This is a genomic window from Pseudomonas sp. URIL14HWK12:I6, assembly GCF_000514195.1.
GTDB classification, from domain to species: domain Bacteria; phylum Pseudomonadota; class Gammaproteobacteria; order Pseudomonadales; family Pseudomonadaceae; genus Aquipseudomonas; species Aquipseudomonas putida_A.
Genome location: NZ_KI911359.1, coordinates 236,469 through 249,934, shown reverse-complemented (window position 1 = coordinate 249,934; position 13,466 = coordinate 236,469). Strand labels below are relative to the sequence as shown.

Sequence of the window (13,466 nt, the reverse complement as noted above, 5' to 3'; positions counted from 1 at the left end):
AACTCGCCAAAGGCTCTGGGTCGCGAAAACGGCATTTATGGTCGCGAAGTTTGCCATAAACCCAAGGTTTTGGCGCCTTTCTCAAGCACAACCCAGATCCAATGTGGGAGCGAGCCTGCTCGCGAAGGCAGTGTGTCAGTCACGAGGATGGTGTCTGATATACCGCTTTCGCGAGCAGGCTCGCTCCCACACGGGATCGCGTACGGCTCAAGATCAGGCCTCGACCTGACTCCACTGCTTGCTCAGCCGCTTGTCCGAGATCGGCACTTTCGTTCCCAACTGCTGGGCGAACAGCGACACGCGGTATTCCTCCAGCCACCAACGGTACAGTTCAAGCTGCGGATCGCGTTTGCCTTCCTGGGCATGTTTCGCCGCGCGTGTCTGGTATTGCGCCCAGAGGCCGGCCAGTTCACCGCTCCAGACGCGATCCTTCTGCACTTGCGCACCGAGTTTCTCGAAACGCTGCTCGACCGCCTTCAGATAACGCGGCAACTCTTTGAGCCATTGCATCGGTGTTTCCCGGACGAAACCCGGATACACCAGATTGCTGATTTGCTGCTTGATGTCATTCAGCGCCACAGCCTGCGCCAGATCGATCTTGCCCTTGAAGCGTTTTTGCAGGCCGTGCCACAGCTTGAGAATTTCAAGCGTCAGCCGCGCGACGCGCTCGGCGTGTTCGGTCCAGCTGCCGCGTTTGCGTTCCGCCAATGCGGCGAGCCCGGCGCCGTCACGGGGCAACGGGTCTTCGCCTTCCAGAATGCAGCTGTCGAGACTGGCCAGCAGAATGTCTTCGACCAGCGCATCCACTCGGCCCAGCTCGCGATAGAGCAGGCCCAACTCGGTGATACCCGGCAGTTTGCTGCGCAGGAACTTCGCCGGCTCCGCCAGTTGCTGCAGCAGCAGCCGCTGCAAGGCGCGGCGATGCTGGAACTCGGCTTCGGCCGGGGTCGAGAACCGCCCTTCCTTGACCGTGCCGCCCTCTTCCACCAGCGCCGGATAGACCGTCATCGACAGTCCGGCGATCTTCTGCTGAGTCTTTTCCGCCACCGGGGCGAAGACCTTGGCCTCCACCGGTTGCTGACTTTTCGCACTCTGCGGCACGGCCAAAGCCGCCTGGCTGGCTTCGGCAAAACGCGCGGTCAGCTCGGCCAGGTCGCGGCCCTCGCCGAGGAACTTGCCCTGGCCGTCGACGATTTCCAGGTTCATCCGCAGATGGCTTTCGACCTGCTGCGCGGCTTCCGCCCATGCTTCATCGCTGACGCGCGCACCGGTCATGCGCAGCAACTCGCGACCGAGCGCTTGCGGCAATGAGCCTTCAGCGAAGGTCATGCGCTGCAACGCCGCCTTGATGAAATCCGGCACCGGCACGAAGTTCTTGCGCAAGGCTTTCGGCAGATTGCGCACCAGCGCAATGCACTTGGCCTCGATCAGCCCCGGCACCAGCCATTCCAGACGTTCCGGCGGCAGCATCGGCAGCAGCGGTGCCGGCACGCGCAGGGTCACGCCGTCGCGCGGGTGATTGGGTTCGAAGTGATAACTGAGCGCCAGTTCCAGATCACCGATGTGCAGCGTGTCCGGGTAGTCGCGCGCGGTGACCTCACTGGCCTCGCGGGCCAGCACGTCTTCTTCGCGCATGATCAGCAATTGCGGGTCTTTCTGGCTGTTGACCCGATACCAGCTGTCGAACGTCGCGGTCTGATGAATCTCCGCCGGCAAGCGCGCATCGTAGAACGCGTACAGGGTTTCTTCGTCAGCGAGAATGTCGCGGCGCCGAGCCTTGGCTTCCAGCTCGTCGAGCTGTTCGAGCAACTGCTTGTTGGCGGTCAGGCACTTGGCTTTCGACTGAATCTCGCCACGCACCAGACCTTCACGGATAAACAGCTCACGCGAGACCACCGGATCCACCGGGCCGTAATGCACCGGGCGGCGACCGACCACGATCAGCCCGAACAGGGTGATCTGCTCGTAAGCCACGACCTGGCCGCGCTTCTTCTCCCAGTGCGGTTCGAAATGGTTTTTCTTGATCAGGTGCCCGGCCAGCGGCTCAATCCAGTCGGCATCGATCTTGGCGACCATCCGCGCGTAAAGCTTGGTGGTTTCCACCAGTTCGGCGGTCATCAGCCACTGCGGACGTTTCTTGCCGATGCCCGACGACGGATGAATCCAGAAGCGCCGCTGACGGGCACCGAGGTAATCGCCGTCCTCGGTTTTCTGACCGATCTGGCTGAGTAGGCCGACCAATACTGCTTTGTGCAGTTTCGGATAATCCGCCGGCTCTTTATTGAGGCTGAGCTGCATGTCGCGGCAGATCAGACTCAGTTGGCGATGGGAATCACGCCACTCGCGCAGACGCAGGTAATTGAGGAAATTCTTCCGGCACCAGTTGCGCAGCGGACTGGCGGTCAGCGCCTGGCGTTGCTCTTCAAAACCGCGCCACAGATTGACCAACCCGGCGAAGTCGGAGTCGGTGTCTTTCCATTGTGCGTGGGCCTGATCGGCTGCTTGCTGACGCTCCGGCGGACGCTCGCGCGGGTCTTGAATCGACATGGCGCTGGCGACGATCAGCACTTCCTGCAGGCTGCCGAGTTTTGCCGCTTCGAGCAGCATGCGGCCCATGCGCGGGTCCACCGGCAGACGTGCCAACTGGCGCCCGAGCGGAGTCAGCTGACTGTTGCGGTCCACCGCCGAGAGTTCTTGCAGCAGGTTGAAACCGTCGCTGATCGCCTTGCCGTCCGGCGGCTCGATGAACGGGAACGCGGTGATCTCACCGAGGCGCAGGTGCAGCATCTGCAAGATCACGGCGGCGAGGTTGGTGCGCAGAATTTCCGGATCGGTGAACTCCGGGCGGCCGAGGAAATCTTCCTCGCTGTACAGACGCACGCAGATCCCCGGTTCAACCCGGCCGCAACGACCTTTACGCTGATTGGCGCTGGCCTGGGAAATCGCTTCGATCGGCAGGCGCTGAACTTTGGCGCGATAGCTGTAGCGACTGATGCGCGCGGTGCCGCTGTCGATCACGTAACGGATGCCCGGCACGGTCAGCGAGGTCTCGGCGACGTTGGTCGCCAGCACTACGCGGCGCCCCGGATGCGACTGGAAAATCCGCTGCTGTTCGGCCGGCGACAGGCGCGCGTACAGCGGCAGGATTTCGGTGTGTTTGAGCTGAGCCTTGCGCAGCATGTCGGCGGCGTCGCGAATCTCGCGTTCGCCGGGCAGGAACACCAGCACATCGCCGGGACTGCGGCGTTCGCTGCGCTCATAGGCGGCGATTTCGTCGAGGGTGGCGAGGATCGCCTGATCCACGGTCAGGTCGTCTTCGACACGGTTGCCCTCTTCATCCTGCTCCAGGGTCAGCGGGCGATACCAGGTGTCTACCGGGAAGGTGCGACCGGACACCTCGACGATCGGCGCATCGTCGAAATGCTTGGAGAAGCGCTCCAGATCGATGGTCGCCGAAGTGATGATGACCTTCAGATCCGGGCGACGCGGCAGCAGGGTTTTCAGGTAACCGAGCAGGAAGTCGATGTTGAGACTGCGCTCGTGGGCTTCGTCGACGATGATCGTGTCGTAGCGTTCCAGATAACGATCATTCTGGGTTTCCGCCAGCAAAATACCGTCGGTCATCAGCTTGATCAGGGTGTTGGCATCGCTCTGATCTTCGAAGCGCACCTGATAGCCGACCAGCGAACCGAGCGGCGTACCGAGTTCTTCGGCGACCCGGTTGGCGACGCTGCGCGCAGCGATTCGGCGTGGCTGGGTGTGGCCGATCAAGCCATGCTGGCCGCGACCGATTTCCAGACAGATTTTCGGCAACTGGGTGGTTTTACCCGAGCCGGTTTCGCCAGCGATGATCAGCACTTGATGCTTCTCCAGCGCTGCCTTGATTTCGTCGCGCTTGGCGGCGATCGGCAGGCTGTCGTCGTAACGAATCACTGGCAGGCTGGCACGGCGCGCCAGCACCTGATCACAGGACGCCTGCATGCGCGCCACCCACTGGGCCAGTTTGGCCTCGTCGGGTTTCTTGCGCAGCTCGAGTAACTGCCGCCGCAGCCGGTGACGGTCGGCGAGCATGGCGTGATCGAGGTTTTTCAGCAGTTTGTCGATGGAGGGCGATTCGTCGGTCATCGGGTACGCAATTCGGTCGTCTGTTTATGCAGGGGGCCGATTGTCGCAGATTTGCATCACTGAACACGACTGCGAGGTGCTCTTGTGGCGAGGGGATTTATCCCCGATCGGCTGCGCAGCAGTCGTCGGCTGGATATCAACGTTGTACTGAAGCGTCTGAATTGAATGGCTTTTGGGGGTGCTTCGCACCCCATCGGGGATAAATCCCCTCGCCACAAGATAAATCCCCTCACCACAATGTGTTAACTGGGAGTTATTCGTTATCGAGGCCTTTGCGGCGGTATGGGAAGACATCGATGACTTTGCCGGCGCGAATCGCCTCCTGCAAACCCTTCCAGTAATCGGCGTTATACAACTCGCCATGCAGTTGATCGAACAGTTTGCGCTGCCCGGCATCGGCGAACAGGAAAGGCGGAAACTCTTCCGGGAACACATCCAGCGGCCCGATCGAGTACCACGGTTCGGAAGCCATTTCGTCCTCAGGGGTACGCGGCGCGGGGATGTGGCGGAAGTTGGCTTCGGTGAGGAAACAGATCTCGTCGTAGTCGTAGAACACCACCCGACCGTGACGAGTGACGCCGAAGTTCTTCAACAGCATGTCGCCGGGAAAGATGTTGGCCGCTGCCAGTTGCTTGATCGCCAGGCCGTAATCCTCCAGTGCCTCGCGCACCTGGGCTTCGTTGGCGTTTTCCAGATAGAGGTTGAGCGGGGTCATGCGGCGCTCGGTCCAGCAGTGGCGGATCAGCACCGTGTCGCCTTCGACCGAGACCGTCGACGGCGCGACCTCGAGCAGTTCTTCCAGGCACGCCGGATCGAACTTGCTCAGCGGAAAACGGAAGTCGGCGAACTCCTGGGTATCGGCCATGCGCCCGACCCGGTCGACACTTTTCACCAGTCGGTACTTTTCGATCACCGTCGCCCGGTCGACGTTTTTCGACGGTGAGAAACGGTCCTTGATGATCTTGAACACGGTGTTGAAGCCCGGCAGGGTAAACACGCTCATGACCATGCCGCGCACGCCGGGGGCCATGATGAACTGGTCGTCGGTGTTGGCCAGGTGATTGATCAGCGCCCGGTAGAACTCGGATTTGCCGTGCTTGTAGAAACCGATCGAGGTGTACAGCTCGGCGATGTGCTTGCCCGGCAGAATGCGCCGCAGGAAACCGATGAACTCCGCCGGCACCGGCACATCGACCATGAAATACGAACGGGTGAAAGAGAAAATGATCGACACGTCGGCTTCGTCGGTGATCAGCGCGTCGATCTGAATCCCGCGGCCTTCGCGGTGCAGCAATGGAATCACCAGCGGCCACTGCTCGTCGCGGGTATAGATGCGCCCGACCAGATAGGCGCCCTTGTTGCGGTACAGCACCGAGGAAAACAGCTCGACGCTCAGCTCCGGGTCTTTGCACACCCAGTCCGGCAGGTTCTCGCGCAGTTGCGACTCGAGGCGCTGCAGGTCGCCCGGCAAATCGGCGTAGTCCTCGCTGAAGCGATAGTCGGCAAAGATGCTGGCGAGCATCGACGACAACTGCCCTTGCGGTTTGTAGGTGCGGGTTTGCGCAGCCCGGGCGCGGCGCAGGCTCGGCCGGGTGGTGTGGATGAACATGCAGCCGTCGCTGATCAGGTCGTGACTGAACAGCCCGCAGAAGATCGAGTTGTACCAGGTCTCGGACAATTCATCGTCGAAACGCAGGTCAATGACACTGATGTAAGCGCTCTTCACCAGCGGCCAACTGCCGACATTCATCAGCGTCTCGTCATCGAAATGCTCGCGCAGGCGGGCGATGGTTTCGCCGACCTTTTCTTCGTAGAGATTGATCCGCGCCGCCGACGCGGTCTGCGTCTCCTGCCAGCGCGCCTGCTCGAAGCGCTCGCGCGCACCGTCGGTGATCCGCCGGAAGTGCTCGCGGTAATCGTCAAAGCCATCGAGGATCAGGCGGGCGATGTCGGTGGCTGGCCATTGCTGCGGCATAGAGGAGACCTCGGCGTGCAAGTGGAAATCTGTGCCTGAGCTTAGCCACGGATGCGTGCGCAGGAGAAGTGCAATTTCTGCCAAAAGCGCGGCAGGGTTGTACAGCGACACAGTTTTTATCAAAGTTTTTTGAGTCGACCGTTCGGTCAATTAACCGCCCTCTCAGTCTCGTCTGCCGCCCCTCGCCAGCCCGCGAATTCCCTTGGATTCGGATCCAATCCCTGCCCCACCGCTCTGGCTCGCGGTTTTACCGCTGCGTTCCCGCCTGTCGATGAAAGAGAAGAACTGCTCACAGATTGGTCTTACGAAAATAGTGGCACTTTGATATACAGCCCGCCAGTACCCGCCTCACAACAAGATCCTCGGCCCACGAGGACGACCTCTTCCTCATAGATCAAGGAGCACATTGATGTCTATCCGCAATCTGCGCATCGGTTTGCGCGCCAGTTTGAGTTTTGCCGTATTGGCCGCCCTGCTGGTGGTGGTCGGCCTGTTCGGCCTGGGCCAGATGAAAAATCTGCGTGAGAGCGCAACGGTGATCGAGGAATCGTGGATGCCCAGCATCGAGAGCATTCACGATGCGGCGGCGAACATCGCCAACATCCGCCTCGAATCCCTGCGCCTGATCACCAGCACCCAGCCGGCGGTACGCGACACAAGCAAAGGCATCATCAAGGTGCAGCGCGAAGAATTGTCGAAGCGCCTGAAGGACCGCACCGCTCTGCTGGCCAGCGATGCGGAACGGGCGATGCTCGACGGTTTGAATAGCGACGTCGCCAAGTACATGAGCATCCTGGACCAGATCATCGCTCAGATCGACGCCGGGCAAAGTGAACAGGCCTATGCCCGTCTGAACAATGAACTGGCGCCACAGGGCCGGATCCTCGACAAAGCGCTGGAGCAGATGATCAGCTTCAACCAGCAAGGCGCCGACAGCGCCGCCGAAGCTGCTGCCGGGGTTTATCAGCAGGCGCTGTGGATTGTCGCGTCGATCATCGTTGTCGCCCTGATCGCTACCCTGCTGCTGGCCTGGCTGCTGACCCGCAGCATCACCGCACCGATCAATCAGGCCCTGTCCGTCGCGCAAAAAATTGCCGCCGGCGACCTCAGCGGCCAGATTGCCGATCACGGTAGCGATGAGGCGGCGCAGTTGCTCAGCGCCCTCGCCGAGATGCAGAACAACCTGCGCTCGACCATCCGTGGCATCAGCGAATCGGCGCAGCAACTGGCCTCCGCCGCCGAAGAAATGAGCTCGGTGATGGAGCAAAGCACCCGTGGCCTGCAACAGCAGAACGATCAGATCGAACAGGCCGCCACCGCCGTCACCGAGATGAGCACGGCGGTGGATGAAGTTGCGGCCAACGCGGTGTCCAGCGCCGAGGCCTCCGAAGCCTCGAACGAGGACAGCAAACACGGGCATGTGCAGGTCAGCGAGACCATCAACTCGATTCAGGAACTGGTCAGCGCGGTGCTCGGTGCGTCGGAACAGGCCGAAGGCCTCGCCACTCAGGCTCAGGACATCAGCAAGGTGCTCGAGGTGATTCGCGGCATCGCCGGGCAAACCAACCTGCTGGCGCTCAACGCCGCCATCGAAGCGGCGCGCGCGGGTGAGGCCGGACGCGGTTTTGCGGTGGTCGCCGATGAAGTGCGTTCGCTGGCGCAACGCACGCAGAACTCCACCGAAGAAATCGAGCTGATGATCAGCAGCATCCAGCAAGGCACCGGCGCCACCGTCGGCGCCTTGCAAAGCAGTGCCGAGCAGGCCAGCCACACGTTGCGCCGGGCGAACAGTGCCGGTCAGGCACTGGAGAAAATCACCGCGTCGATCTCGCAGATCAACCAGCGCAACCTGGTGATCGCCAGCGCGGCCGAGCAGCAAGCGCTGGTCGCGCGCGAGGTTGATCAGAATCTGGTGACCATCCGCGATCTCTCGACCCAGACCGCCGCCGGCGCTACCCAGACCTCCGCTGCCAGTCAGGAACTGTCGCGCCTGGCGATCGACCTCAACGGCTTGGTGACGCGCTTCGTGCTCTGAATGAAAAATTAAATGCCCGATTGACGGTTGCCATCGACAGGGCGCTCGGCAACACTCTCGTCCCGATCAAGGAAGGAGTGCCATCGTGAGCGCTGTCGATATTTTCCGCATGCTGTCGCTGGCAGCCATCTGGGGCGCGAGCTTCCTGTTCATGCGTATTATTGCGCCGGTGATCGGCACCATTCCGACCGCGTTCTTTCGGGTGTCGATTGCTGCCGTCGGTCTGCTGGTGATTCTCGGGCTGATGCGCATCAGCTGGGATTTCAAGGGCAAACTGAAAACGGTGATGTTGCTGGGCGTTATCAACTCGGGGATTCCGGCGACGTTGTATTCGGTGGCGGCGCAAGTGTTGCCGGCCGGTTACTCGGCGATCTTCAACGCCACCACGCCGTTGATGGGCGTGTTGATTGGCGGGCTGTTTTTCAGCGAAAAACTCACTGTCGCGAAACTGACCGGGGTGTTTCTCGGCTTGTTCGGTGTCGGTGTGCTGACGCGCGCAGGTCCGGTCGCGTTCGATCTGCAATTGCTGATGGGCGCCCTCGCCTGCCTGCTCGCTACCACTTGCTACGGCTTCGCCGGGTTCCTCACGCGGCGCTGGCTGGATCACAGCGGCGGGCTCGACAGTCGTCTCTCGGCCGTGGGCAGCATGCTCGGCGCCTCGCTGTTTCTGTTGCCACTGTTCGGCTACAGCGTGATCACCGCCCCTCCGGCAAGCTGGGGTGGGTGGAATGTCTGGCTGTCGCTGCTGGGCCTGGGTCTGGGCTGCACGGCGTTCGCCTACATCATCTATTTCCGCCTGCTCAGCTCCATCGGCCCGGTCAAATCGATGACCGTGACCTTCATGATTCCGGCGTTCGGCGTGTTGTGGGGCGCATTGTTGCTGGATGAACCGCTGTCGATGGCGCACCTGTATGGCGGGGTGTTGATTGCGCTGGCGTTGTGGCTGGTGTTGAAGCCGGCTGTAGCAACAGCCCGCTGATGTTGCGGCGCTGATAAGTCAGTCTTCGCGAGCAAGCCCGCTCCCACAGGAGGAATGCATTCCAATTGTGGGAGCGGGCTTGCTCGCGAAGAGGCCGGCCCAGACACTGAAAATGCCCGGGTCGGCCTGAAGGTTTTCAAGCAGTTTTACGGAACACAAACGCCAGCCCGACGATGATCAACAGCATCCCCAGCACACTCAACGCCGCCAGACGATTGCCGAAAATCACGTAGTCCATCACCGCCGTCACCGCCGGCACCAGATAGAACAGACTGGTGACATTCACCAGATTGCCCCGGGCGATCAGGCGATAGAGCAACAGTGTCGCCAGTACCGACACCACCAGTCCCATCCACAACACCGGCACGATGAAACCCGTGCTCTGTTCAAAGTGGAACGGCTGAAATGGCACAAATATCCCGCACAACAACAGTCCAGCCAGATACTGCACCGGCAAAGTGCCGAGAGGATTGTCGGTGATGCGCTTCTGCATGATCGAGCCAATCGTCATGCTCGCCAGCGCCAACAGACCGAACAGCATCCCTGCCCAGGACATCCCCGCCAGACCGATCCCCTGATAAACCACCATGATCAGCCCGGCCAGCCCCAGCGCCAGACCGAACATCCGGCTCGCCGAGCGCTGGCGCTCCATCAACACCACGGTGAGGATCGGCTGTACGCCCATGATGGTCGCCATCACCCCCGGCGTGACTCTGGTGTTGAGGGCCAGCAGATAGAAAATCTGATACGCCCCCAACAACACCACGCCCGTTGCAATCGCAAACAGCATCGGCCTGCCGCCCTTGGGCAACTTCAACTTGAGCAGCGGCGCCAACAGCAGCAACCCACACAGTGCAATCACAAAGCGAATCAGCAGAAAGGCAAAGGGCGAAGCGTGGGCCAGCCCCCATTTGGAGAAGATCGCCCCGCTGCTCCACAGTAGAACGAACAGGCTCGTGGACGTCGCCGCGAGCGCGGATTTTTTCGAAAGGACAAACATGAATACCACCTGTAGTCAGGCAAACAGCCAACTCAGCCGAGGCTGAAATTCAGTAGGTTTTTCTGGCGGGCGCAGGGGTCAGCAAAGAATGCCGATCAGCCCGAAACGCCAACGCCCGGCGGTGATACGACGGCGCACACCGGCGTGCTACTGACAGGTGGAGGGTAATGACTGATCTGCCCAGGCTGCTGATTCCCGCACGGCACGACGCCAGCGTTGACCGCTGAATCGACTACCGCGTTGATGAGGAATGCAGGCATTGGGGCTGATCTTTTTTGAAGGGTTTGGAGAGTGAATCAGATGATTCACGAGCGCCGACTATAACCAGCGTGGGACATGGATTGCAATGATTTGGACAAAGGGCCAGCAGGGACAGCTCGATGGCAGGCGCATAGGCTGATGAGCAACGGATAGGCCCATTGATGGGGAGACAGGGAATGCTCGGGATCACATGCCAAGGGAACGGACGAATTTGCGGTATCAGTTGTACAAATCGCAGGCCAGGAAACAGGCAAGCATCGCCAAAGCTCTATTGCAGCTACCAGCGCGACAAGACTTGTCGAAAGTACGCTTCGAACCCATCGACGCCATAGCACTGAGCGCGTTCGAGCTCTGGGAGAATCCACTTTTTTGCTGGCGAGAGGTTGCCGCATGGAAATCACGAGAACCCCTGTCCCTGGATATCGCGATCTGGTTCGAAGAACAGCTCTGCGGACTGTGCTTCGTCAATCCGAACAAAAGCCGCCAACGTATTCGAATCGTACGATTGGAAGGGCGACCCGGAGATTCTCACCCGCTGAAAAATCGTATCGGGACCTTGGCAATGATGGTCATCGATGAGTTCGCCCAAATAGTCGGCAGCAAGTTCATTGAAGTCCAGGAGCCAATGCAGGGAGCAATTCCTGTTTATACAAAGCTCGGCTTCAAATTTGATTTGGAAGGTCGTCTTGTCCTCGCAGTGGAGAGTAAAGTATCGTGAAAACAGTTCAAGTAATGATCAATGAGGGAGGGAGCATGCGCAAATCAGTCAAGAAATCCCCCGCTAAGAAAAGATCAATCAAAACAGAAGAAAAGATTGTGTCATCCAGGCTATCAGCCAATCAGCAGCGCTTTCTGCAGTTACTGATTACAGGCATTGAAGACGAACCCAACGTTCTCGCCGGGCGCCGCTGACTCACAGACAATAAAAAACCGCTCACAAGGAGCGGTTTTTTCATTTCAACATCCGGCCTCAACCAAACAGCCAATACCCCAGCAGAGTCAGCACCACCACCGCCAATACCGGACGCAGGATGCGGTAGGCCTTGGGATTGCGGCGTTTCCACTGTTTGACCACGCCGCTGAACCGGTCGCTGAAGTTCTTGCTCCAGGCGTAGGCCTGGTTGATGCCGCCGACACGTTCATCATCAAGGTTCTGCGGCGCGGTGGCGCGGCCCAGCCAAGCGCTGATGGCGCGGTTGATGCGGGTCATCAGGCGGTTGCTCAGCGGGCGTTCGACATCGCAGAACAGGATGACGCGGGTTTGTTCGGTCTCGTTCTTGACCCAGTGCACGTAGGTCTCATCGAACATCACGTCTTCACCGTCGCGCCAGGCGTAGACCTGACCATCAACGAAGATCCGGCAATCGTCGGAGTTCGGTGTCGACAGGCCCAGGTGATAACGCAGCGAGCCGGCAAACGGGTCACGGTGCGGGTTCAGATGGCTGCCACCTGGCAACAGCGCGAACATCGCGCCTTTGACGTTAGGGATCGCACTGACCAGCGCCACGGTCTTCGGGCACAGAGTTTCGGCCGACGGCAGCGGTTTGTCGTACCACTTGAGGTAGAAACGTTTCCAGCCCTTCTTGAAGAACGAGCCGAAACCGGCGTCATTGTTCTTTTCGGCGGCGCGGATGTAGCCCTCGTCGAACAGGTGCATGGCCTCGTCGCGAATGGTTTCCCAGTTATCGCGCAACACATCCAGCTCCGGAAACTTGCTGCGATCCAGATATGGCTTGGACGGAACGCCGGAGAACAGGTACATCAGCGCGTTGTACGGGGCGAACAGCGCCGAGTGGTTGACGAACTGGCGCAGAACCGGCAAACGCGCCTTGCCGCGCAAATGCACATAGAGGATGCTGCCCACAAACAGCAGCAGCACCAATACCTTGGCGGCTAACGAAAAGGTCATCAACGACTCCTTGAATAAAGACAACGCTGCGCAATGCCCATTACCCGACATGGCAGCCGGCCATGATAAACACTACCGGCCTCGGGAAAAACCCGCTGAACCCAAGATTCAGTGTTAAGAATTGCGCAACAAAGCATTTATTAGCATAACGATCCTGAACCCTGGCTGATCTGAGTCAATTCGACTACTGCTGATTCTCCTGCTCGGTGAACAGATCGCTGAACAGCATGCTCGACAGATAGCGCTCACCGGAGTCCGGCAAAATCACCACGATGGTCTTGCCCTGCATTTCAGGCTTCTCGGCTAAACGCACTGCCACGGCCATGGCCGCGCCGCAAGAGATACCGCACAAAATCCCTTCTTCCTGCATCAGGCGCAGCGCCATGGCCTTGGACTCGTCGTCAGTGACCTGCTCCACCCGGTCGACCATCGACAGATCGAGGTTCTTCGGCACGAAACCCGCGCCAATCCCCTGAATCTTGTGTGGGCTCGGCTTGATCTCTTCACCCGCCAGCGCCTGGCTGATGACCGGCGAAGACACCGGCTCCACTGCCACCGACAGAATCGGTTTGCCCTGGGTATTCTTGATATACCGCGAAACGCCGGTGATGGTTCCGCCGGTCCCGACGCCAGCCACCAGCACATCGACGGCGCCATCGGTGTCGTTCCAGATTTCCGGGCCGGTGGTTTTTTCGTGGATCGCCGGGTTGGCCGGGTTATCGAATTGCGACGGCATGAAGTATTTGCCGGTATCACTGGCAACAATTTCGGCAGCCTTCTCGATTGCGCCTTTGATGCCTTTGGCCGGTTCGGTCAGGACCAGTTCTGCGCCGAGGGCCTTGAGCACCTTGCGCCGCTCGATGCTCATTGATGCCGGCATGGTCAGCATCAATTTGTAACCACGGGCGGCGGCAACGAAGGCCAGACCGATGCCGGTATTGCCCGACGTCGGTTCGACGATGGTCATGCCCGGCTTGAGTTTGCCGCTGCTTTCGGCGTCCCAGATCATGTTCGCGCCGATCCGGCACTTGACCGAATAACCGGGGTTGCGCCCCTCGATCTTGGCCAGAATGGTCACGCCGCGCGGCGCGATGCGGTTGATCTGCACCAGCGGCGTGTTGCCGATGGAATGGGCGTTGTCAGCGAAAATACGGCTCATGGCTGGGTCCTTATGCAGCGTTG

General features: G+C 60.0%; 9 protein-coding genes. 4 read left to right on the top strand and 5 right to left on the bottom strand.

Annotated elements, in window-relative coordinates; translation table 11 throughout:
* Positions 1 to 213: 213 nt before the first annotated feature.
* The gene (hrpA, locus tag H043_RS0127825; RefSeq protein WP_027614542.1) at positions 214 to 4,125 is read right to left on the bottom strand and encodes an ATP-dependent RNA helicase HrpA; all 3,912 of its coding nucleotides are present in this window, start codon (positions 4,123 to 4,125) and stop codon (positions 214 to 216) included.
* Positions 4,126 to 4,378: 253 nt separating this feature from the next.
* The gene (gene aceK / locus H043_RS0127820; protein ID WP_027614541.1) at positions 4,379 to 6,100 is read right to left on the bottom strand and encodes a bifunctional isocitrate dehydrogenase kinase/phosphatase; all 1,722 of its coding nucleotides are present in this window, start codon (positions 6,098 to 6,100) and stop codon (positions 4,379 to 4,381) included.
* A gap of 409 nt (positions 6,101 to 6,509) precedes the next feature.
* Between aceK and H043_RS0127815 the strand changes: the two genes are divergently transcribed.
* Together H043_RS0127815 and H043_RS0127810 are read left to right on the top strand one after the other, a co-directional pair.
* Positions 6,510 to 8,135, top strand: coding sequence for a methyl-accepting chemotaxis protein (locus H043_RS0127815; protein WP_027614540.1), 1,626 nt, complete (start codon positions 6,510 to 6,512; stop codon positions 8,133 to 8,135).
* A gap of 85 nt (positions 8,136 to 8,220) precedes the next feature.
* Positions 8,221 to 9,114: a DMT family transporter gene (locus H043_RS0127810; RefSeq protein ID WP_027614539.1), complete on the top strand. Its 894-nt coding sequence runs from the start codon at positions 8,221 to 8,223 to the stop codon at positions 9,112 to 9,114.
* A 136-nt stretch (positions 9,115 to 9,250) separates the two neighbouring features.
* Here H043_RS0127810 and H043_RS0127805 read toward each other — a convergent pair whose 3' ends face one another.
* Positions 9,251 to 10,114 (bottom strand): DMT family transporter, encoded by an 864-nt coding sequence (locus tag H043_RS0127805; RefSeq protein ID WP_027614538.1) that lies wholly within the window; start codon positions 10,112 to 10,114, stop codon positions 9,251 to 9,253.
* Positions 10,115 to 10,565: 451 nt separating this feature from the next.
* On the opposite strand from H043_RS0127805, the gene H043_RS0127800 reads away from it, so the two are divergent.
* Positions 10,566 to 11,093, top strand: a complete 528-nt coding sequence (locus tag H043_RS0127800) for an N-acetyltransferase (RefSeq protein ID WP_027614537.1) — start codon at positions 10,566 to 10,568, stop codon at positions 11,091 to 11,093.
* 35 nt (positions 11,094 to 11,128) lie between these two features.
* Complete coding sequence (locus H043_RS30550) at positions 11,129 to 11,287, top strand: hypothetical protein (RefSeq protein ID WP_177325678.1); 159 nt, start codon at positions 11,129 to 11,131, stop codon at positions 11,285 to 11,287.
* A gap of 58 nt (positions 11,288 to 11,345) precedes the next feature.
* Here the strand turns inward: H043_RS30550 and H043_RS0127795 are convergent, their stop codons facing one another.
* Together H043_RS0127795 and cysK are read right to left on the bottom strand one after the other, a co-directional pair.
* Complete coding sequence (locus H043_RS0127795) at positions 11,346 to 12,284, bottom strand: aspartyl/asparaginyl beta-hydroxylase domain-containing protein (RefSeq protein WP_027614536.1); 939 nt, start codon at positions 12,282 to 12,284, stop codon at positions 11,346 to 11,348.
* Between the two features lie 184 nt (positions 12,285 to 12,468).
* Positions 12,469 to 13,443: a cysteine synthase A gene (gene cysK, locus H043_RS0127790; RefSeq protein WP_027614535.1), complete on the bottom strand. Its 975-nt coding sequence runs from the start codon at positions 13,441 to 13,443 to the stop codon at positions 12,469 to 12,471.
* Positions 13,444 to 13,466 lie beyond the last annotated feature (23 nt).

Excerpts from the sequence above, each read along its gene's own strand:
- hrpA (WP_027614542.1), bottom strand. The coding sequence starts at position 4,125 with ATGACCGACGAATCGCCCTCCATCGACAAACTGCTGAAAAACCTCGAT.
- aceK (WP_027614541.1), bottom strand. The coding sequence starts at position 6,100 with ATGCCGCAGCAATGGCCAGCCACCGACATCGCCCGCCTGATCCTCGAT.
- H043_RS0127815 (WP_027614540.1), top strand. The coding sequence starts at position 6,510 with ATGTCTATCCGCAATCTGCGCATCGGTTTGCGCGCCAGTTTGAGTTTT.
- H043_RS0127805 (WP_027614538.1), bottom strand. The coding sequence starts at position 10,114 with ATGTTTGTCCTTTCGAAAAAATCCGCGCTCGCGGCGACGTCCACGAGC.
- H043_RS0127800 (WP_027614537.1), top strand. The coding sequence starts at position 10,566 with ATGCCAAGGGAACGGACGAATTTGCGGTATCAGTTGTACAAATCGCAG.
- H043_RS30550 (WP_177325678.1), top strand. The coding sequence starts at position 11,129 with ATGCGCAAATCAGTCAAGAAATCCCCCGCTAAGAAAAGATCAATCAAA.
- H043_RS0127795 (WP_027614536.1), bottom strand. The coding sequence starts at position 12,284 with ATGACCTTTTCGTTAGCCGCCAAGGTATTGGTGCTGCTGCTGTTTGTG.
- cysK (WP_027614535.1), bottom strand. The coding sequence starts at position 13,443 with ATGAGCCGTATTTTCGCTGACAACGCCCATTCCATCGGCAACACGCCG.